General features: G+C 64.0%; 25 protein-coding genes and 1 tRNA gene. 13 read left to right on the top strand and 13 right to left on the bottom strand.

Annotated features, from left to right (window positions below; genetic code table 11):
* Window positions 1–73: 73 nt before the first annotated feature.
* Window positions 74–1,246 (top strand): hypothetical protein, encoded by a 1,173-nt coding sequence (locus Q1A89_RS09880; RefSeq protein ID WP_299726996.1) that lies wholly within the window; start codon window positions 74–76, stop codon window positions 1,244–1,246.
* 392 nt (window positions 1,247–1,638) lie between these two features.
* Here Q1A89_RS09880 and Q1A89_RS09885 read toward each other — a convergent pair whose 3' ends face one another.
* The gene (locus tag Q1A89_RS09885) at window positions 1,639–1,764 is read right to left on the bottom strand and encodes an entericidin, EcnA/B family (RefSeq protein WP_299726999.1); all 126 of its coding nucleotides are present in this window, start codon (window positions 1,762–1,764) and stop codon (window positions 1,639–1,641) included.
* Between the two features lie 188 nt (window positions 1,765–1,952).
* On the opposite strand from Q1A89_RS09885, the gene Q1A89_RS09890 reads away from it, so the two are divergent.
* Window positions 1,953–2,315 carry a hypothetical protein gene (locus Q1A89_RS09890; protein ID WP_299727002.1) on the top strand — a complete coding sequence of 121 codons (363 nt, stop codon included), beginning with the start codon at window positions 1,953–1,955 and terminating at the stop codon, window positions 2,313–2,315.
* A 9-nt stretch (window positions 2,316–2,324) separates the two neighbouring features.
* Here Q1A89_RS09890 and Q1A89_RS09895 read toward each other — a convergent pair whose 3' ends face one another.
* The 9 genes from Q1A89_RS09895 to Q1A89_RS09935 form a co-directional block, all read right to left on the bottom strand.
* The gene (locus Q1A89_RS09895) at window positions 2,325–2,900 is read right to left on the bottom strand and encodes a GNAT family N-acetyltransferase (RefSeq protein WP_299729103.1); all 576 of its coding nucleotides are present in this window, start codon (window positions 2,898–2,900) and stop codon (window positions 2,325–2,327) included.
* Between the two features lie 2 nt (window positions 2,901–2,902).
* Window positions 2,903–3,298 carry a ketosteroid isomerase-related protein gene (locus tag Q1A89_RS09900; protein ID WP_299727005.1) on the bottom strand — a complete coding sequence of 132 codons (396 nt, stop codon included), beginning with the start codon at window positions 3,296–3,298 and terminating at the stop codon, window positions 2,903–2,905.
* Window positions 3,295–3,756: a low molecular weight phosphatase family protein gene (locus Q1A89_RS09905; RefSeq protein WP_299727008.1), complete on the bottom strand. Its 462-nt coding sequence runs from the start codon at window positions 3,754–3,756 to the stop codon at window positions 3,295–3,297. The genes Q1A89_RS09900 and Q1A89_RS09905 overlap by 4 nt, the downstream gene beginning before the upstream one ends.
* Entirely contained in the window at window positions 3,757–4,236 is a 480-nt protein-coding gene (locus Q1A89_RS09910) for a UPF0262 family protein (RefSeq protein WP_299727011.1), read from the bottom strand. It lies immediately after the preceding gene.
* Between the two features lie 183 nt (window positions 4,237–4,419).
* Window positions 4,420–5,721, bottom strand: coding sequence for a histidinol dehydrogenase (gene hisD, locus Q1A89_RS09915; protein WP_299727014.1), 1,302 nt, complete (start codon window positions 5,719–5,721; stop codon window positions 4,420–4,422).
* A 67-nt stretch (window positions 5,722–5,788) separates the two neighbouring features.
* Window positions 5,789–6,295 carry a GNAT family N-acetyltransferase gene (locus Q1A89_RS09920; RefSeq protein WP_299727017.1) on the bottom strand — a complete coding sequence of 169 codons (507 nt, stop codon included), beginning with the start codon at window positions 6,293–6,295 and terminating at the stop codon, window positions 5,789–5,791.
* Entirely contained in the window at window positions 6,288–6,755 is a 468-nt protein-coding gene (locus tag Q1A89_RS09925; protein WP_299727020.1) for a DUF2948 family protein, read from the bottom strand. Before Q1A89_RS09925 ends, Q1A89_RS09920 begins: the two co-directional genes overlap by 8 nt.
* Window positions 6,752–8,023, bottom strand: coding sequence for a UDP-N-acetylglucosamine 1-carboxyvinyltransferase (murA, locus tag Q1A89_RS09930; RefSeq protein WP_299727023.1), 1,272 nt, complete (start codon window positions 8,021–8,023; stop codon window positions 6,752–6,754). The genes Q1A89_RS09925 and murA overlap by 4 nt, the downstream gene beginning before the upstream one ends.
* Window positions 8,016–8,177, bottom strand: a complete 162-nt coding sequence (locus tag Q1A89_RS09935; RefSeq protein WP_299727026.1) for a hypothetical protein — start codon at window positions 8,175–8,177, stop codon at window positions 8,016–8,018. Before Q1A89_RS09935 ends, murA begins: the two co-directional genes overlap by 8 nt.
* An 84-nt stretch (window positions 8,178–8,261) precedes the next feature.
* Here Q1A89_RS09935 and Q1A89_RS09940 point away from each other — a divergent pair.
* Window positions 8,262–8,336 (top strand) — tRNA-Thr (locus tag Q1A89_RS09940).
* Between the two features lie 261 nt (window positions 8,337–8,597).
* Here the strand turns inward: Q1A89_RS09940 and phnF are convergent.
* Window positions 8,598–9,308: a phosphonate metabolism transcriptional regulator PhnF gene (gene phnF / locus Q1A89_RS09945; RefSeq protein ID WP_299727029.1), complete on the bottom strand. Its 711-nt coding sequence runs from the start codon at window positions 9,306–9,308 to the stop codon at window positions 8,598–8,600.
* Window positions 9,309–9,410: 102 nt separating this feature from the next.
* Here phnF and phnG point away from each other — a divergent pair, with 102 nt between their 5' ends.
* From phnG to phnN, 9 genes are read left to right on the top strand one after another with little or no spacing between them, the layout of a single operon-like run.
* Window positions 9,411–9,866, top strand: a complete 456-nt coding sequence (gene phnG, locus Q1A89_RS09950; protein WP_299727032.1) for a phosphonate C-P lyase system protein PhnG — start codon at window positions 9,411–9,413, stop codon at window positions 9,864–9,866.
* Window positions 9,866–10,426 (top strand): phosphonate C-P lyase system protein PhnH, encoded by a 561-nt coding sequence (phnH, locus tag Q1A89_RS09955; protein ID WP_299727035.1) that lies wholly within the window; start codon window positions 9,866–9,868, stop codon window positions 10,424–10,426. Before phnG ends, phnH begins: the two co-directional genes overlap by 1 nt.
* A 2-nt stretch (window positions 10,427–10,428) precedes the next feature.
* A complete protein-coding gene (locus Q1A89_RS09960) occupies window positions 10,429–11,520 on the top strand; it encodes a carbon-phosphorus lyase complex subunit PhnI (RefSeq protein WP_299727038.1) in 1,092 nt (363 codons plus the stop codon).
* Window positions 11,517–12,029 (top strand): endonuclease domain-containing protein, encoded by a 513-nt coding sequence (locus Q1A89_RS09965; RefSeq protein WP_299727041.1) that lies wholly within the window; start codon window positions 11,517–11,519, stop codon window positions 12,027–12,029. Before Q1A89_RS09960 ends, Q1A89_RS09965 begins: the two co-directional genes overlap by 4 nt.
* Complete coding sequence (locus Q1A89_RS09970; protein WP_299727044.1) at window positions 12,026–12,898, top strand: alpha-D-ribose 1-methylphosphonate 5-phosphate C-P-lyase PhnJ; 873 nt, start codon at window positions 12,026–12,028, stop codon at window positions 12,896–12,898. Before Q1A89_RS09965 ends, Q1A89_RS09970 begins: the two co-directional genes overlap by 4 nt.
* Window positions 12,895–13,287, top strand: coding sequence for a VOC family protein (locus Q1A89_RS09975; protein WP_299727047.1), 393 nt, complete (start codon window positions 12,895–12,897; stop codon window positions 13,285–13,287). The genes Q1A89_RS09970 and Q1A89_RS09975 overlap by 4 nt, the downstream gene beginning before the upstream one ends.
* A gap of 1 nt (window position 13,288) precedes the next feature.
* On the top strand, window positions 13,289–14,059 hold the full coding sequence (gene phnK, locus Q1A89_RS09980) for a phosphonate C-P lyase system protein PhnK (protein ID WP_299729105.1): 771 nt from the start codon (window positions 13,289–13,291) through the stop codon (window positions 14,057–14,059).
* Window positions 14,060–14,118: 59 nt separating this feature from the next.
* On the top strand, window positions 14,119–14,802 hold the full coding sequence (gene phnL / locus Q1A89_RS09985; RefSeq protein WP_299727050.1) for a phosphonate C-P lyase system protein PhnL: 684 nt from the start codon (window positions 14,119–14,121) through the stop codon (window positions 14,800–14,802).
* Window positions 14,799–15,341 (top strand): phosphonate metabolism protein/1,5-bisphosphokinase (PRPP-forming) PhnN, encoded by a 543-nt coding sequence (gene phnN / locus Q1A89_RS09990; RefSeq protein ID WP_299727053.1) that lies wholly within the window; start codon window positions 14,799–14,801, stop codon window positions 15,339–15,341. The genes phnL and phnN overlap by 4 nt, the downstream gene beginning before the upstream one ends.
* Here phnN and Q1A89_RS09995 read toward each other — a convergent pair.
* Window positions 15,323–16,003 (bottom strand): DUF1045 domain-containing protein, encoded by a 681-nt coding sequence (locus Q1A89_RS09995; RefSeq protein ID WP_299727056.1) that lies wholly within the window; start codon window positions 16,001–16,003, stop codon window positions 15,323–15,325. The genes phnN and Q1A89_RS09995 overlap by 19 nt on opposite strands.
* A 34-nt stretch (window positions 16,004–16,037) precedes the next feature.
* On the opposite strand from Q1A89_RS09995, the gene Q1A89_RS10000 reads away from it, so the two are divergent.
* Window positions 16,038–17,180, top strand: coding sequence for an alpha-D-ribose 1-methylphosphonate 5-triphosphate diphosphatase (locus Q1A89_RS10000; protein WP_299727059.1), 1,143 nt, complete (start codon window positions 16,038–16,040; stop codon window positions 17,178–17,180).
* A 54-nt stretch (window positions 17,181–17,234) separates the two neighbouring features.
* Here the strand turns inward: Q1A89_RS10000 and Q1A89_RS10005 are convergent, their stop codons facing one another.
* Window positions 17,235–17,723, bottom strand: a complete 489-nt coding sequence (locus tag Q1A89_RS10005) for a fasciclin domain-containing protein (protein ID WP_299727062.1) — start codon at window positions 17,721–17,723, stop codon at window positions 17,235–17,237.
* Window positions 17,724–17,806: the final 83 nt, after the last annotated feature.

The raw sequence follows: 17,806 nt of genomic DNA on the forward strand, positions 1-17,806 counted from the left end.
GTCATGGTGATGTGAACGGGTTGGGGATGTTGGATGCGGAATGACGGGTAGGGTGCACGTGGCTGAGGTCGACTTGTCGAACTTCGACAGCGCGAAAGCGTGGTTCGAGACGCAGAGTGTTGAGAAGCAATGCTTGATGAGCAGCCGCGCAGCCCTTCGCACCGCGTCAAACCTTCGCATGTTTGGAGATAGACACTTACTTCATTTGAAGTCTTTGCGAGCAATACTCATAACAGCGGTTCGCGGCGTAGGTCGTCCTGAAAAAAGAGAAGAATTGCAAAGTAACGCCGCCTCTGCCTCTCGCATCGCCGAGACAGCGGCAACCGCCATCACGAACTCCGCTCCGGCCCAAGGCACCGAGGAAAAATACTACACCTTCCTAGCTATAACAGCGTCCTGCTCCGCAGCGTCTGCCGCCTTCTCCACCGGCCCAGCTGCCGTTGCCGCTTCTGCAAGTTCCGCGGCCGAAGCGGCCGAATACCGGCTAGACGACCGCAATATTGCTGCATCCAAGGCCTCCGCCTATTCCGCCGCCTCAAATGACGCCAAAGAAAATCAAATTGCGCTTTTGCAAACTCCTGTGTGGGGGAAGACTGCTGTACCAATGGCGTCTTCGATACATCACGATAATTTCCTGAACTTTCTTGGACATCACGTCGACTGGGCATTCTGGCGCATGTGGTACGCGCAGATGTGGGACGGCACGTTTCGCGACTGGGATTTGGCGATCGAGGTGGCGACCTTGCCGGATGAACTGTGGGAGGGGGAGGATGCGCTGGCAAAGGTCGCCGAAGCGATCCGGGGGATTGAGGCCAAACGAGACTTGCTCGACCAAATCACCGCGCTCAAGGGAGAGGTGTCCCGCCTCCGTGCGGCAAATCACAGCCCGTCTGTTGGCCACAACCAAGGCCCGCCTTTGGAGAACCAAGAGGTCGCATTGCGAGGCCAGATCGAGTTGGTTTGGCCTGTGCTGGAAGAGCTGGAGCAAGAAGTCGAAAAGAGCGAACCCGATCCCGAACGCATCGCGCCTCTGGCTCAAAAACTCTGGGCCATAGCCGTTGTCATTGCCAAATACTGCGGCGGGAAACTCGATGTTGCCCTGGAAAAAGCGGCGGAAACGGCTGGCGAAGCTGGAACCAAATGGGCCATTAAGTTTGGTGTTGGAACTTACCTTTCGACCAACGAAGGCGTTCAATCAGTTGCAAAAGCTGCGTGGAAGTTTGCCATGAGTTTGGCGGCGGGGTGAAACCCCGCCCTACCCAGACAAGTTTCTACGAAGAGACAGCACTCTTGGCGCAAGCGCCCGAGCCTGGGTGGGCGCGTGTTCCGGTCCGGCGATGCGCGGCGAGGTCACGCTCAAAACACGGCTTTGGTGCGTGACATCACCAATGCGCCCTCCCGGGGGGAGGGTCGGGCGCGGTCCGGCGGGGCCTCCGGGCGGGTTGGGATATCTGTAGTGCTGTTATCGGACCGCTGCGGGTGGCGGGTGGCTTTGGGTCCGTGCCGGGGGATTCTTGGAGAGGTTGGCGTGGCGGGGTGAAACCCCGCCCTACGGGAGGGCGTGGTGGTTCGCGCCCCTCTCGCGCATCGCTGCGCGACATGCCGCCGGGGTGAAGCGCACCGCCTGCGGCGCTGCGCTTAAATTGCCCGGTCTACCGCGTCGGCTGCGCGCGTGATGTCCCGTCCCACCCCTTTGGCCGTTTCGCAGGCGGCGAGGGTTGCGGTGGCGATGAGTGCGATCAGGATCAGGCGGGTGCGGGCCATGGGAAACTCCGGTTTTGCTCGCTCCGATATAGGCGGGCCACTGGCGCGGGTCAAACACCGCCTTGCGGCGCGGTAAACATCGCCCAAACAGCACTCTGCATCGTGAATTGCTCTTGGCGGCAAAATCCGGCATAGTTTGCGCCGTCAGAGCGGGACAACCCGCCAGAGCAGAGCAGAGCAGTTCTTTTATGAGACCAACGTTGATCCTGATCACGGGTGTAGCCGCCATCGCCCTGACCGCCTGTTCCAGCGGGTCCGGGCGCTATTCCAGCGCCAGTGCTCCACGTGCGCCGGTGTCCCTGTTTGCCACGGGGCCGATCTATTCGGCCTGCCTGCAATCGGACCGCAAACAGGCAAACCGGGCGCAATGCGGCTGCGTGCAGGCGGTGGCCAACCAGTCCCTGAATGCCGATGACCAGCGCCGCGGGGTCGGGTTCTTCAAGAACCCGCATTCCGCCCAAGAGGTGCGCACGTCGAACCGCTCCGCCGACGAGCGATTCTGGCTGCGCTGGAAGGCCTATGGCGACCGGGCGGCACAGATCTGCCGCTGAACGCCGCGCTTAGAGATCGCGCGCCCACATCTGCAGGGGCTTTTCCGTCTCGACCACCTGATCGACGTCTTTCCACGCATATTGCGCCACGACACCGGCGAGCCGTTCGTAGCCGCGCTTTTTCCAGAACGGGTCAAGCGGTTGATAGGCGGCCGGTTTCAGCGGGTGATCGGGCGGGCGCATGACGCTGGCGAAACAGATCTTTTCAAAGCCCATGCCGCGGGCGTAGTCCTCGCGCTCGTCAAAGAAGCGGTGGCCGAGGCCCCGCCCCCGATAGCGTGGCAGCAGCACGCTTTCGCCGCAGTAGAACATGGTGTCGATGTCGATGGAGGTTTCGGCAAAGGCGCGCGCGAAGTCGCCGATATGTTCGGCCAGCGGCGCGCCGGTCGAGGCCCCGACCAGCCAGTCCCCGTCATAGACTGCCAGCGCGATGGCCCGCTCGGAATGTTCGTAGGCCTGCAGGTACTCGCGTTCGCTGTCCAGCGTGCCTTCGTAGAGGTATGGCCAGTCGCGGAACACGGCGATGCGCAGGCGGGCAATGTCGTCAAGCGCGTCCGTCAGGGCCGTGCCGGTGAGGGTTTCCATTTTCACGACGACACCTGCCGAACCCAGTCTGCGAGGTTGTAATAGGTGGTGACCCGCGTGATCTGCCCGTCGCGCACATCAAAGAACGAGCCCGCCGGGAGCCGATAGCTTTGCCCGCGCGCCTCGGGCAGGCCTGCATCAGTGACGCGGTAACTGCCGTTGACCACATATTCTGCCGCTGCCCGGGTTCCGCTGGGATTGGTCAGGATCACCATGTCGCTCAGCGTCTCTTTGTAGCAGCGGTTCATGTGGGCGCAGAAGTCGCCAAAGGCGGCGCGGCCGGTGCGCACCTGCCCCTCGTTCACGTGATGGGCCACGTCCTCGCTCAGGCAGGCCAGCATCGCGTCGACATCGCCTGCGTTGAACCCGTCAAAGTAGCGCTCGATGATCTGCATCACGATATCTCCTGTGCCGGGCCCCAGCGGTCGATCAGACGCGCGATGATCTGATCGCGGGCCGAGCGGTAGCTGGTCAGTTTCGCCTCGCGGGTCTCGCCCAGGCCGGTGGGATCAAGGATGGGCCAGTATTCCACGTCGAGGTGGTAAAAGCGGGTCAGTTCCAGCGCGCGCCGCTGGCTGGCGGGCGACAGCGCCACCACCAGATCAAAGGAGGACAGATCGTCCCCCCATTGCTCCATCTCGTCGAAACTGCGCGAGCGGTGCCGGCTGAGTTCGACATCCAGTTCCTGACAGACCGCGATGGAAAAGCCGTCGATTTCCATGTCGTTCTTGACGCCGACGGACTGCACATAGGTGTCCTGACCATAGAACTTTTTCATGATCCCCTCGGCCATGGGCGAACGGACCGCATTGTGATCGCAGCAAAAGAGCACGGATTGCGGCAGGGGATGGGTCATTTAACCGCCAAAATGCAGAACACAGATCAGGGTGAACAGGCGGCGGGCGGTGTCGGTGTCGACCTCGGCCTTGCCTGCAAGACGTTCCTGCAGGACGCGGCTGCCCTCGTTGTGAATGCCGCGCCGGGCCATGTCGATGGTCTCGATCTGGGAGGGGGGCAGTTTCTTGACCGCCTCGAAATAGCTTTCGCAGATCTGGAAGTAATCCTTGACCACTTGTCGGAACGGACCGAGCGAGAGGTGAAATTCCGCCGCCTTTTCCGCGCTTTCCGTCTCTACGTCAAAGACCAGCCGCTTGTCCCGGATCGACAGGCCCACCATGTAGGGCCCCTCCGGCACGACGCGCCCGTCGCGCGCGGGCAGGACAAACGTGTTGTCTTCAAGCAGGTCAAACATCGCCACCTTGCGCTCTTGCTCGATCTCGGGCGTGGGCGGAGGCAGGTTGGCATCGTCAAGAGTGATCTGGGCAATTCGGGTCATGGGCAAAAGTCACGCGAACAAAAGGAACGGTCTGGGTTGCTTACGCAAGCGGCGATGGCAACACAATGCCAGCGTGTAATTTTCGTGACTGCCCTTGCCCCGTTGGGCATGTCCGGGCTTTTCTGTCTCAAAAAACCGCTCGGACTGCGCCGTCAGGCGCTGGGTCGTCGGCCCTGGGCGGCCTCAATCATTCAGCTTGCGCAGCCGGGCAGAGACCGACAATCCGTGGGCTTTGAGGCTTTCGGAGGCGGCCAGCCGCTCGGCCCCGGGGCCGATGGCGCGCAAGGCTTCGGGCGTCATCTGCGCCAGCGTGGTGCGTTTGACAAAGTCCATCACCGACAGCCCCGAAGAGAACCGCGCCGAGCGGGCGGTGGGCAGCACGTGGTTGGGCCCGCCGATATAGTCGCCGATGGCCTCGGGTGTCCATTGACCAAGGAATATCGCGCCCGCATGGGTGATCTGCGCTGACAGGGCCTGCGGGTCTGCCACGCAAAGTTCCAGATGTTCCGGTGCAATCCGGTCCGACAGGATCGCGGCCACCTCAAGCGAGGGCACGGTGATGATGGCCCCGAAATCGCGCCAGCTGGCCCCGGCAATCGCGCGCCTCTCAAGCGTTTCGAGCCGCGCCTCGACCGCAGCGGCCACGGCCTGACCAAATGCAGCATCCGTTGTGATCAGTAGCGATTGCGCGCTTTCGTCATGTTCCGCCTGGCTGAGCAGATCAAGCGCAATCCAATCGGGATCATTGTCGCCATCCGCGATCACGAGGATTTCGGACGGGCCCGCGATCATGTCGATGCCGACCTTGCCGAACACCCGCCGTTTGGCAGCCGCGACAAAGGCGTTGCCGGGGCCGGTGATCTTGTCCACCGGCGCGATGGTGTCGGTGCCATAGGCAAGGGCCGCCACCGCCTGCGCGCCGCCGATGCGATAGATTTCATCCACGCCCGCGATCTGTGCGGCCAACAGCACCAGCGGGTTCAGCACCCCGTCCGGTGTGGGCACGGTGATGGCGAGCCGCCCGACCCCCGCCACCTTGGCCGGGATCGCGTTCATCAAAACGGAAGAGGGGTAGCTTGCCAGCCCGCCCGGCACATAGAGCCCCGCCGCCGAGACAGGCGTCCAGCGCCAGCCGAGCGTGGCACCGGCCTCGTCCGTCCAGCTTGCATCTTCGGGCATCTGGCGCGCGTGATAGGCGCGGATGCGGGTTGCGGCCAGTTCAAGGGCCGCGCGATCTTCGGCGCTGACTTCGGCTGTCGCCGCCGCGACTTCGGCTGCGGTGATCCGCAGCGTCTCGGGCGTCAGCGCTATGCGGTCAAACCGCTCGGTCAGCTCGATCACTGCCGCATCGCCGCGTGCCCGCACATCCGCGATGATGTCGGCCACGACCGCATCCACATCCGGGCTGTCCTCGCGCTTGGCGTTCAAAAGGGCGGTGAACCGCGCCTCAAAATCCGCATCTGCATGGTCAAGAAACTGGGGCATGTGCAATTCTCCGTTCCTGCCGGGACATAGCGGGCCAGTGGCGCAGTCTCAAGGCTGGTGGGATCGGTCAGGTGCGATCCGAGATTCGTATCATGAGCAGGTCGTCCTCGAACCCGTCTGCACCATGGATGGCATTGGGAATTTTGCCGGTCACCGAAAAACCGTGCCGTTCATAAAGCGCAATCGCGGGGCGGTTTTCGACATAGACTGACAATTCGATTTGCCAGATGCCCTTGGCTTGTGCGGCATCCATGGCCGCCATCAAAAGCCCGTCGGCGACCCCTTGTCCCCGCGCATCTGAAACCACGTAAAGGGGACCGATCTCGCCACGATGGCCGGTGCGTGGCATGCCATGCGGGTTGAGCCCGATCAATCCGACCGGCGCATCATCTAAAAAAGCCAGAAACCGGTCGGCCGAACTGAGCCGCGCGGCGTCCTCTTCCACGGGTATGGCGGCGGCTTCTTCGGCTGAGACCATAAAGGCTTGGGGGTGGCGCTTGATCCCGTCCATGCGCAATGCGCGCCACGTGTGGACATCTTGGTCGGTGGCGGCACGAATGGTCGCGTCAGTCATCGTGTTTCGGGATTGATTTGGACGGGGCTGTGTAGGGGCGTGTGACGTCCTTGAGCGTTGCCTCGATCGCCTCGACCGACAGGCGGACCGCGCCGTCCCCGGCCAGTGTCAGCAGGATGTCCCCGGCCCCATCTTCACCCGCCTCAAAGCTGATCGAGAGCAGCGACAGGATCATGTCTCCGTCCGAGCGGTCGATGCCGCTGCTCGCCACCCGCAGCACGTTGTCAAAAGCCAGCACGGATTGCACCCGTTCGGGCGCGTGGCGCTCTTTGCCCGCATCCTCCCAGCGGAACCGGTTGAGCAGCAGCGCGAACCGCCGCTGCCGCGCCGCCCATTTCATTTCCGTGATCGGAAAAACCGCGTCCTGGACGAGCGACGAGACGACCTGCAGGTCATCATGGTCCAGCGCCCCAAGGTTCAGCGGGCTCTCGCGCCCGTCTTCAAACCGCGCGTCACTCATTCGCCCTGCACCCGTTCAATGTTGGCCCCCACACCTGACAGTTTGCGCACCACATGTTCATAGCCGCGATCAAGGTGGTAGACCCGCGCAATCCGCGTCTCGCCCTCTGCCGCCAGCCCTGCAAGGATCAGGCTGACCGAGGCGCGCAGGTCTGTCGCCATCACGGGTGCCCCTTTCAGCTTGTCCACGCCCTTGACCGTCGCGGTGCCGCCATGCACCTCGATGCTGGCCCCCATCCGGGTGAGTTCCGGCGCGTGCATGAAGCGGTTTTCAAAGATCTTTTCCTCGAGCACCGATGTCCCTTCGGCGGTGCACAGCAGCGCCATCATCTGCGCCTGCAGATCGGTGGGAAAGCCCGGGAAAGGTTCGGTCGTCACATCGACCGCCCGGATGCGCCCGTTCTTGCGTTGCACCTTGAGGCCCTTTTCGGTCTCTTCGACGCTGATGCCTGCGGCGTCCAGTTTCTCGCAGAACGCGCCCACCAGATCGATCCGCCCGCCGAGCAATTCGACCTCGCCGCCGCAGATGGCCGGGGCGAGCATGTAGGTGCCAAGCTCGATCCGGTCCGTCACTACCCGGTGGGTGGCGCCGTGCAGACGGTCCACGCCCTGAATGGTGATGGTCGAAGTGCCATCGCCCTCGATCTGCGCCCCCATGGCGCGCAGGCAGGTGGCAAGGTCCACGATCTCGGGCTCACGCGCGGCGTTGTTGATGACCGTTGTGCCCCTGGCGAGCGTCGCGGCCATCAGGATGTTTTCGGTGGCGCCCACGGAGGCAAAGGGAAAGTCGATCACCGCCCCTTTGAGTTTGCCACCCACGGCCTTGGCATGGAGGTAGCCGTCGCGCAGGTCGATCTCGGCCCCCATCTTGGCCAGCCCGTCGGTGTGGATGTCCATGGGCCGCGCGCCGATGGCGCAGCCGCCGGGCAGGGACACTTCGGCATGGCCCTCGCGCGCCAGCAGCGGCCCGAGCACAAGGTTCGAGGCCCGCATCTTGCGCACGATGTCATATTCGGCGCGGGTGTTGATCGAGCCGTGGCAGGACATCGCCTGCACCTGCCCGTCCTGCATCGAGGTGACCTCGGCCCCCAGCGATTGCAGCAGTTGCGTCATGGTGCGGATGTCGGAAAGGCGCGGCGCGTTGGTCAGCGTCAGCGGCTCGTCACTCAGCAAGGTGGCGGGCATCAGCGCCAGACATGCGTTCTTGGCCCCCGCAATCGGGATCTGCCCGTTCAGCGGACCGTTCCCGCGCACCAGAATACTATCCATTGTCCTGCTCCTTGCCCTCGTTCTCCGCTTGGCCCGAATCCTCGCGCGCCTTGGCCTGTGCCTTGCGCCGGCCCAGATTCGCCTTGAGGGCCGCCTTGAGGCGGGCCTCGCGGTCTTCTTTGGCCTTGGATTGGGGTGCGGTTTTGTCTGCCATGACGCCTCTCTAGCGCAGGGGTGAAGGGGCGTCCAGAATGGGGTTGCGCGAGGTGTCGATTGGCGCTAGTCACCCGCCCACGGCGCTGTGGTAGCTCAGTGGTAGAGCACACCCTTGGTAAGGGTGAGGTCGAGAGTTCAATCCTCTCTCACAGCACCAGACCATTCAATTCCCGGTTAACCTCGACGCTGGTTGCAGCGTCCTGTCTCGACTTAGGGGCAACCTTGCAGGATACGCTGCGTGCGAAGCCCCTCTCGCGCATTCTTTCAGAATACGCTGCCGGGGCGACGCGCGCCGCTGCGCGGCGCGCTGGTTCAATCCCCTCTCATAGCGCCGGACTTCACATTTCCCGAACCAACTGCGCGCCCAGTCGAAACTCTTTCTCTCAATGTGAGCACATCCATTCGCGTGCGCCTCCTCTCACCCCTCCCCCAAAGTCAGCGTCACCCGGTCACCGGCGAACCAGGAGCGGCCGTATTCCACGGGGGTCCCGTTCACGTCCACGTTGATCCCGACGCTGCGCAGGATCGGGGCGCCTTCGGCGATGCGCAGGTGCAGGGCTTGGGTTGCGGTGGCGGTCTTGGCGGTCAGGCGGGTCGAGGCGCGGGTGTAGTCGGTGACCCCGGCCGCCTGCAGCGCCGCCGTGACAGAGCCGGAAACCTGCAGCGTGTCGCGCAAATCGGGGAAACGGGCCGCCGGGAAGACGGACTGGAACAGGGCGATGGGCTGGCCGTCGGCAAGGCTGAGTCCCTCATAGGCATGCACCTGATCGCCCTCTTCCAGCGCAAGTGCAACCCGTTCGGCGGGGCTGGCGAGCCGGGTCTCAAAGGACAGCACCTGCTTGGTCGGGGTGCGCCCGGCGGCGGCGACGTTCTGGTGAAAGCGCACGCGCTTGCCGATGGGATAATCCGTCGGGCGCTGCGCCACAAAGGCCCCCGCCCCGCGCCGCGTGTGCACAATCCCCTGCTCGACCAGATCGCTCAGCGCGTGGCGCACCGTGTGGCGGTTGACGCCAAAGCGGCTGGCCAGTTGCGCCTCGGTCGGCAGCTTGTCCCCGGGCAGGTAAAGACCCTCGCCGATTTCGCCGGATAGGGTGGCGGCGATAGACTTCCAGATCGGGGTGCGGGCCACGGGTCGCAGATCTTTCGCAAGGGAGAGGTGGACGGGCGCATCGGATGCGCTTATGATTTGTCTAGTTGTATAGGAATCTCGACAACTTCGCAAGGTGTATAGATGGACGGCGCTTTTGACCCGAATGCAGACCGCAAGGCATGGCTGTCCGTGCTGGCCCGCGCTGACAGCGCGATGGTGCAGGCGTTGTGGGACGGCACTGGACTGGCCCCCACCCACGACATCCTGCGCGCGCCAGAAATAGGGGCCGTCATGGTGCGCGGGCGGGCGGGCGCTGTGGGCGCGCCGTTTAATTTGGGCGAAATGACCTTCACCCGCGCCTCGGTGCGGTTGGAATCGGGCCTGGTCGGGCATGGCTTTGTGCAGGGGCGCTGCAAGGATCACGCGCGCATTGCAGCCCTTGTGGATGCGCTGATGCAGACGGATCAGGCTGCACAGATCGAGGCGGCTGTGATCGCCCACCTGCGCAAGGCCGCCACAGCCCGAGCGGGCGCGCGCGCCGCACGGGCCGCCGCCACCAAGGTCGATTTCTTTACCGTTGCGCGGGGGGAAGATTGATGGAGCAGACTAGCCTGTCCGGTGGTTTTGCCGACCCGTCCCTCGACGCCGCAGACGCCTTTCGCGCCGTGATGCAGGCGATGGCGCGGCCGGGCCGGATGTACGAGATCGGTGGCGCGGTGCCGCCTGCTCCGCTGTCCGTCGCCGCCGGGACCGTGATCATGACGCTGTGCGATCCGGACACAGGCGTGCATCTGGCAGGGGCCTGCGATGTGCCTGCGCTGCGCGACTGGATCACCTTTCACACCGGCGCGCCGCTGGTTGACGCTGCGCGTGCGACATTTGTGGTTGGCGCATGGGGTGACGTGCCGCTGGATGCGCTGCCCATCGGGACGCCGGACTATCCGGACCGCTCTGCCACCGTGATTGTCGAGATGGAGACCCTTGTTTCTGTGGGTGCCACCCTGCGCGGGCCGGGCATCAGGGACAGCGCGCAGTTGAACCTGCCCGAGATCGCTGCCTTTCAGCGCAATGCGGCCCTGTTTCCGCTTGGCCTTGATTTCATCTTTACCAGCGGGGCGCAGATCGCTGCCCTGCCCCGAAGCACGAAGGTGACCTGAGCATGTATGTAGCGGTCAAGGGCGGGGAAAAGGCGATTGATGCCGCCCATGCGTGGCTCGCCGAGGAACGGCGCGGGCCTGTGGACGTGGCCGAACTGTCAGTGGCGCAGATCAAGGGACAGTTGAAGCTGGCGGTGAACCGGGTGATGGCCGAAGGGTCGCTCTATGATGCGGACCTTGCCGCGCTTGCCATCAAGCAGGCGCGTGGCGACATGATCGAGGCGATTTTCCTGATCCGCGCCTATCGCACCACCCTGCCCCGCTTTGGCGCATCGGCTCCGGTGGACACAGGCGCCATGGACTGCGACCGGCGCATTTCGGCGACGTTCAAGGACGCGCCGGGCGGGCAGGTGCTGGGCCCGACCTTTGACTACACGCACCGATTGCTCGACTTCAAACTGGCCGCCGATGGCGAGGTGCCGGATGCGCCGCGACAAGACGTGGTTGCGGAAGACAAACCCCACATCATGTCCTTTCTGGATGACGAAGGGCTGATCCAACCCGAACCGGACGGCCCAGACACACCTCCCGACCTCACCCGCGCGCCGCTGGACCTGCCCGCCACGCGCGCCTTGCGGCTGCAATCGCTGGCCCGCGCGGATGAGGGGTTTTTGCTGGGCCTCGCCTATTCCACGCAGCGGGGATACGCGCGCAACCACGCCTTTGTGGCCGAGTTGCGCATCGGGATCTGCGCGGTCGAGATGGAGATCCCCGAGCTGGGTTTTGCAATCGAGATCGGCGAGGTCGAGCTGACCGAATGCGAGACGGTGAACCAGTTTCAGGGTTCAAAAACCGAGCCGCCCCAGTTCACGCGGGGCTATGGGCTGGTGTTCGGCGCCTCTGAGCGCAAGGCCATTTCGATGGCGCTGGTGGACCGAGCGCTGCGCTGGGAGGAGTTGGGCGAGGACAATCTGGGCGCACCGGCACAGGACGAGGAATTCGTGCTCTCCCATGCGGACAACGTTCAGGCGACAGGGTTTCTGGAGCACATCAAGCTGCCCCATTACGTCGATTTTCAATCCGAACTGGAGCTGATCCGCAAGCTGCGCCGAGAGGCGATGGCGCGTGGTGCGCAACAGGAGGTGGAGGCATGAGGTTGGAGCAGCCCCTCTCCCTAACCCTCTCCCCGCAAGGAAGAGGGGATTTTGGCGCGTTAACCCGCCGTTCTCCTTGTTGCAGGACGCTTTTGAGCAGGCGCAGCACGTCCCCTCTCCCCCCAGGGGAGAGGGTTAGGGAGAGGGGTCACCGCACCATCCGCCAAAACGCCATCCAGACCGCACGCGCCCGCCGGTTGCGCCGCGACCAGACCGCGCCCGAACGCGCCTTGTGGTATATGCTACGCGCGCGCCGTCTTGCGGGCCTGAAATTTCGCCGGCAGGTCCCGCTTGGCCCCTACATCGTCGATTTCTATTGTGCCGAATTGCGTCTCGTCATCGAGGTGGATAGCGGACATCATGCAAGATCCACCACCGACGCGCAGCGCGATGCGTGGTTGAACGCGCAGGGTTTCAACGAGCTACGGATTTGGAACACCGACATCCTGAACAATCCCACAGGCGTGGCCGATGCCATCCTTGCATATTCCGCTCGGGACCGCCCATGAGCGACTACAACTTCGCCTATCTCGACGAACAAACCAAGCGGATGATCCGCCGCGCGATCCTCAAGGGGCTGGCGATCCCGGGCTATCAGGTGCCGTTCGCCAGCCGCGAGATGCCGATGCCTTATGGGTGGGGCACGGGCGGCGTGCAGCTGTCGGCCGCTGTGATGACGGGTGATGACATCTTCAAGGTGATCGATCAGGGGGCGGATGACACGACCAACGCCGTCTCGATCCGCCGCTTTTTCGAACGCACGGCCGGGGTTGCGACGACCCAAGCCACGCGCGAGGCGACTGTCATCCAGACCCGCCACCGCATCCCCGAAGCGGCGTTGAGCGAGGACCAGATCCTTGTCTATCAGGTGCCGATCCCGGAACCCTTGCGCTTTCTCGAGCCATCCGAGGTGGAAACCCGCAAGATGCACGCCCTTGAGGATTACGGCCTCATGCATGTCAAACTCTACGAAGACATCAGCGCCCACGGCGCCATTTCGACGGCCTACGCCTACCCCGTCCGGGTCGAGGGACGCTATGTGATGGACCCGTCCCCCATTCCGAAATTCGACAACCCGAAACTGAGCATGGCCGCAATCCAGCTGTTCGGGGCGGGGCGCGAGCAGCGGATTTATGCGCTGCCGCCCTATACGGACGTGGTCAGCCTCGATTTCGAGGACCATCCGTTCGAGGCCAGCAAGGCCGATCACCCCTGCGCCCTTTGTGGGGCGAGTGACAGCTATCTGGACGAGTTGATCGTGGATGACGCAGGCACGCGCATGTTCATGTGTTCGGACACGGATTACTGCGGCACACGCCGCGCGAAAGGACATGTGGGCACCGCACCAACCCCGCCCCGACAGGAGGAAACGACATGAGCGAAACCCTTGGGATCGACCACCTTGGTCTGACCGTCAGCGATCTGGAGGCCAGCGTCGGCTTTTTCACCGGCGCGCTTGGCTGGAGTCAGTTTGGCGGCAACCCGGATTATCCGTCGGCCTACCTCACCGATGGGCAGGCGAAGCTGACGTTGTGGCAGCAGCGCGGGGACGTGCCTTTTGACCGTCATTCCAATGTCGGGTTGCATCACACAGCGCTCAAGGTTGCCTCGTCTGCGCAGCTTTTGGCCTTGTTCGACAAGGTGTCGGCCTGGCCCGGTGTCACGGTGGAATTCGGCCCCGAGCTCTCGGGCAAGGGTCCGAAAGAGCATTTCATGGTGCGCGAACCCGGTGGCACCCGGCTGGAGCTGTCTTATGACCCCAGATGAGGTGCGGCCCCTGTTAAAGGTCGAGGGGCTGTCGAAATCCTATGGGGGGCGCGTGGGCTGCGCCGCCGTCTCATTTGACCTCTATCCCGGCGAAGTGATGGGAATCGTGGGCGAATCCGGGTCGGGCAAGTCCACGCTGCTCAACTGTCTGGCCGGGCACCTGCCGCCCGATGCTGGGGCGGTGATGTTCGATACCCGCGCAGACGGGATGCGCGACACGGTCACCATGTCCGAACCCGAGCGGCGCATGCTGGGGCGCACCGACTGGGCCTTTGTGCACCAACATGCGCGCGACGGGTTGCGCATGAACGTGAGTGCCGGGGGCAATGTGGGCGAACGGCTGATGGCCGTGGGCGCGCGCCATTACGGCGATATTCGCGGGCAGGCCATCGACTGGCTGGGCCGGGTCGAGATTGCCGCTGACCGCATCGACGACCGCCCGCACCAGTTTTCGGGCGGCATGCAACAGCGCCTGCAGATCGCGCGCAATCTGGTGACCGGCCCGCGCCTTGTGTTCATGGATGAACCGACCGGGGGTCTGGATGTGTCGGTGCAGGCGCGCCTGCTTGATCTGATGCGCGGCCTTGTGCGCGAGATGGGCTTGAGCGCTGTGATCGTGACCCACGATCTGGCGGTTGTGCGCTTGCTGGCGCATCGTTTGATGGTGATGAAGGACGGGTATGTGGTGGAAACGGGCCTCACCGATCAGGTGCTGGATGATCCGCAGCACGCCTATACCCAGTTGCTGGTGTCCAGTGTGTTGCAGGTGTGAGTGCTGCTGGGGCGCTGCCCCAGACCCCGTGGTATTTTTGGTCAGAAGAAGATGAAGCTATGATCGCAGTTGAAAACCTCGCCAAACGTTTCGTGCTGCGCAATCAGGGCGGCGCCGTGATCCCCGTCATGGAGGGCGCGTCACTGTCCGTCGCACCGGGCGAATGTGTTGCCCTTGTCGGCGCCTCCGGCGTGGGCAAGTCAACGCTGATGCGGATGATCTATGGCAATTACACCGCGCAGGCGGGTCGGATCATGGTGGGGGATGTGGATGTGGCCTGCGCACCGCCCCGCGCCATTCTGGAGTTGCGCCGTCACACTCTTGGCTATGTCAGCCAGTTCCTCCGTGTGGTGCCGCGCGTGCCGACCGTTGAGGTCGTTGCCGAACCGCTGCTGGCCCTGGGTGTCGATGATGGCACTGCCCGTGCGCGGGCGCGAGACCTGCTGGCACGCCTAAATATCCCCGAGCGGTTGTGGCCCCTCAGCCCCACCACCTTTTCGGGCGGCGAACAGCAGCGCGTGAACCTCGCCCGCGGCTTTGCCCATGACTACCCCGCCCTGTTGCTGGACGAACCCACCGCCAGCCTTGATGCCACCAACCGCGCTGTGGTGCTGGACCTGATCCGCGACGCCAAGGGGCGGGGGGCGGCGATCCTTGGGATTTTCCATGACGCCGCGGCCCGCGCGCAGGTGTGCGATCGCGAAGTGGATGTCAGCGCCTTTGCCCCCGAGGTGGCGGCATGAGCGGACGTCTGATCGCGGTTGTCGGCCCCTCGGGTGTGGGCAAGGACACTGTGATGGAGGCGATGGTGCGCGCCGATCCGCGCCTTGGTCTTGTGCGCCGTGTGATCACCCGGCCCAGTGCGGCCGGGGGTGAGGCCTTTGACGGGGTCGAGCCGGCGCGGTTCGAGGCGATGCGCGCAGCAAGCGCCTTTGCGCTGCATTGGGAGGCCCATGGATTGCATTATGGCATTCCGGCCAGCGTCGATGCGGATCTGGCAGCGGGGCGCGATATGCTGGCCAACCTGTCGCGCGGGGTGCTGGTTGAGGCACAGGCGCGGTTTCCCGGCCTTGTGGTCATTGCGCTGACGGCGGACCCGGATGTGCTGGCGGACCGCCTTGCCCTGCGTGGTCGCGAGGATGCGGCAGATATCCGGCGCAGGCTGGCGCGGGCGGGATCGGGCCTGCCTAAGGGGATCAGCGCGCATGAGATCGACAATTCTGCTGATCTCACCGCAACCGTCAGCACGGCCTTGGCCGCGCTTTATCCGGCGAGGGTGTAGCGATGGATCTGGTGAAACTTTCCACTCGCATCCTCTCCCAGCAGGGTCAGCCCATCAATCTGATAGGGCGCGAGGTCCAGTGCGGCCAATGGCGCGGCAAGGGCGGCCTCGACTTCCGCTGCGCTCTGATCGTCGAGCGGGCCGGTGAGGGTCATGTGAAAGCGAAACTGATCGAGCACATACGGATAGCCCCAGCGCAGCAAATGCGCCTCTTGCGCGGGCGACAGACGCGCGGCGCGGCGTTTGTTCATCTCCGCCTCGCTGGGCGGAGCGCGGAACGGGTCCAGCTCTTGCACGGCCCGGGCGGCGAGAGTCGCAAGAGTGGATGCATCGCCTTTGGGCACAAGGGCCAGAAAGCGGCCCAGGCGGGCGCGTACCAGCCCTTCGAGCGTGACAGGCGCGGCTTCCGCACAAAGGGCGGCGAAGGCGTCAGACAGATCCTGGGCCGTGGTGCCCTCGGCCAGTCGAAATGGCGGTTTGATCGTGCCATGAAACCCGTATTTGCGCGGTCTGGCCGTGATCCCGGCCATATCGACCCCGCCCATATCGGGATGCGCGCGCGTTGCGCCCTGCACGCTGTCCCAGCCCAGCCAATGCGCCCCGAACGTGGCCAATGGCGTGCCCGGCGCGGGCGTGTGGTAGATGGCGTAACGGGTAAACATGAACACTCACATTCCAGTTCGAGATGACAGTCACATGACACAAGAAATGATCCTCGCCAACGCCAAGCTGATCCTGCGCGATAAGGTTGTCACCGGCAGCCTTGTGCTGCGGGACGGCGTGATTGCAGCGCTCGACACCGGCGCCTCGGTACCGACGGGCGCGGTTGATTGCAACGGCGACTACCTCGCGCCGGGGATGATCGAATTGCACACCGACAATCTTGAGCGCCACATCACGCCCCGCCCGCATGTCGCCTGGCCGCACGGGCCCGCCATTCTGGCGCATGACCGCGAAATGGCGGGCTGCGGCATCACCACCGTCTTTGATGCGATGCGGGTTGGATCGATTCCCGCGGGCAAGGGGCGCTATCTGAAATATGCGCGCGCGCTGTCTTCTGAATTGCTGGACCTGCGGTCCCGCAATGCGCTGAAGGTCAGCCATTTCCTGCACCTGCGGGCCGAGATATGTTCCGAAACGCTGCCCGAGGAACTGGCCGAATTCACCGCCGAGGACCGCGTCGGCATAGTCAGCCTGATGGATCACACGCCGGGTCAGCGCCAGTTTCGCGATCTGGACAAGATGAAGGCCTATGTGATGGGCAAACGGCAGATGAGCGAGGCCGAGTTTGCCACACATCTCGCCAACCTGCTTGATCTGCAACAGCGCCTTGGGGCCGCGCATGAGGCCGCCGCCGTGCGCGAAGGCAAGCGCCTTGGCGCCGTTCTGGCGAGCCACGATGACACGACGCCGGATCAAGTCGCCACCTCGGCGCGGCACGGCGTGGCGATGGCCGAATTCCCCACCACGATTGAGGCCGCCGCAGCCTGTCGCACCCAGAACATCGCCATCATCATGGGCGCGCCCAACCTCGTGCGCGGGGGATCGCATTCGGGCAATGTGGCGGCCCATGATCTGGCTGCTCAGGATTTGCTGGATATCGTGTCGTCCGATTACGTGCCTTCGGCGCTGCTGTTGTCGGCGGTGCAACTGGGGAACGTCTGGGGGGACCTTGCGTGCGGGATCGCGACTGTCACGGCCAATCCGGCGCAGGCGGTGGGTCTGTCGGATCGCGGTATTCTTGAGGTCGGCAAGCGGGCGGATGTCATGCGCTTTGCCATTGATGGCGACATCGCCCACGCCCGTCAGGTCTGGAGCCTCGGACAACAGGTCGCCTGACAGAACGGTGCACCCCGCAGACCCAAGTGGCCCACGGGATGCGTCCGGAGTGGTTTAGGGCAGCAGAACGCGGTCGATCACGTGGATCACACCGTTCGAGGTCAGAATGTCAGCCTGCGTGACATTGGCCTTTTCGACCTTGACGCCATTGCGCCCGTCAATGTGCAGATTGGCACCGTTCACGGTGGCCACGCTCAGGCGCTGACCGGCGAGATCGGCGGCGAGGGTCTGACCGGGAACCACGTGATAGGTGAGGATGGCGACCAACTGGTCCTTGTTTTCGGGCAGCAGCAGGCTTTCCACTGTGCCGGCTGGCAGCTTGGCAAAGGCCGCGTCCGTGGGCGCAAAGACGGTGAAGGGGCCGGGGCTTTTCAGCGTGTCGACCAGATCGGCGGCCTGCACGGCGGCAACCAGCGTGTTGAAGGACCCGGCAGCAACGGCGGTGTCCACGATGTCGGGCGTCGTGTTCATCTCGGCGCAGGCCCCGAGGGCGGCAAGGCTGGCTCCGGCGAGGGTCATCTTCACAAAGCTACGGCGTTTCATTGGTCTGTCTCCTTTATTGATGTGGCGCGGGCGGCCACGGCATTTTCGAGTGGGAATTTTTCCCACAAGAGGCGAAATGACGC

The organism is uncultured Tateyamaria sp. (assembly GCF_947503045.1).
GTDB lineage: Bacteria > Pseudomonadota > Alphaproteobacteria > Rhodobacterales > Rhodobacteraceae > Tateyamaria.

Bases quoted from the DNA above. Each gene is read 5' to 3' on its own strand.
- Q1A89_RS09885 (WP_299726999.1), bottom strand. From the start codon at position 1,764: ATGGCCCGCACCCGCCTGATCCTGATCGCACTCATCGCCACCGCAACC.
- Q1A89_RS09890 (WP_299727002.1), top strand. From the start codon at position 1,953: ATGAGACCAACGTTGATCCTGATCACGGGTGTAGCCGCCATCGCCCTG.
- Q1A89_RS09895 (WP_299729103.1), bottom strand. From the start codon at position 2,900: ATGGAAACCCTCACCGGCACGGCCCTGACGGACGCGCTTGACGACATT.
- Q1A89_RS09905 (WP_299727008.1), bottom strand. From the start codon at position 3,756: ATGACCCATCCCCTGCCGCAATCCGTGCTCTTTTGCTGCGATCACAAT.
- Q1A89_RS09910 (WP_299727011.1), bottom strand. From the start codon at position 4,236: ATGACCCGAATTGCCCAGATCACTCTTGACGATGCCAACCTGCCTCCG.
- hisD (WP_299727014.1), bottom strand. From the start codon at position 5,721: ATGCCCCAGTTTCTTGACCATGCAGATGCGGATTTTGAGGCGCGGTTC.
- Q1A89_RS09920 (WP_299727017.1), bottom strand. From the start codon at position 6,295: ATGACTGACGCGACCATTCGTGCCGCCACCGACCAAGATGTCCACACG.
- Q1A89_RS09925 (WP_299727020.1), bottom strand. From the start codon at position 6,755: ATGAGTGACGCGCGGTTTGAAGACGGGCGCGAGAGCCCGCTGAACCTT.
- murA (WP_299727023.1), bottom strand. From the start codon at position 8,023: ATGGATAGTATTCTGGTGCGCGGGAACGGTCCGCTGAACGGGCAGATC.
- Q1A89_RS09935 (WP_299727026.1), bottom strand. From the start codon at position 8,177: ATGGCAGACAAAACCGCACCCCAATCCAAGGCCAAAGAAGACCGCGAG.
- phnG (WP_299727032.1), top strand. From the start codon at position 9,411: ATGGACGGCGCTTTTGACCCGAATGCAGACCGCAAGGCATGGCTGTCC.
- phnH (WP_299727035.1), top strand. From the start codon at position 9,866: ATGGAGCAGACTAGCCTGTCCGGTGGTTTTGCCGACCCGTCCCTCGAC.
- Q1A89_RS09960 (WP_299727038.1), top strand. From the start codon at position 10,429: ATGTATGTAGCGGTCAAGGGCGGGGAAAAGGCGATTGATGCCGCCCAT.
- Q1A89_RS09965 (WP_299727041.1), top strand. From the start codon at position 11,517: ATGAGGTTGGAGCAGCCCCTCTCCCTAACCCTCTCCCCGCAAGGAAGA.
- Q1A89_RS09970 (WP_299727044.1), top strand. From the start codon at position 12,026: ATGAGCGACTACAACTTCGCCTATCTCGACGAACAAACCAAGCGGATG.
- Q1A89_RS09975 (WP_299727047.1), top strand. From the start codon at position 12,895: ATGAGCGAAACCCTTGGGATCGACCACCTTGGTCTGACCGTCAGCGAT.
- phnL (WP_299727050.1), top strand. From the start codon at position 14,119: ATGATCGCAGTTGAAAACCTCGCCAAACGTTTCGTGCTGCGCAATCAG.
- phnN (WP_299727053.1), top strand. From the start codon at position 14,799: ATGAGCGGACGTCTGATCGCGGTTGTCGGCCCCTCGGGTGTGGGCAAG.
- Q1A89_RS09995 (WP_299727056.1), bottom strand. From the start codon at position 16,003: ATGTTTACCCGTTACGCCATCTACCACACGCCCGCGCCGGGCACGCCA.
- Q1A89_RS10000 (WP_299727059.1), top strand. From the start codon at position 16,038: ATGACACAAGAAATGATCCTCGCCAACGCCAAGCTGATCCTGCGCGAT.
- Q1A89_RS10005 (WP_299727062.1), bottom strand. From the start codon at position 17,723: ATGAAACGCCGTAGCTTTGTGAAGATGACCCTCGCCGGAGCCAGCCTT.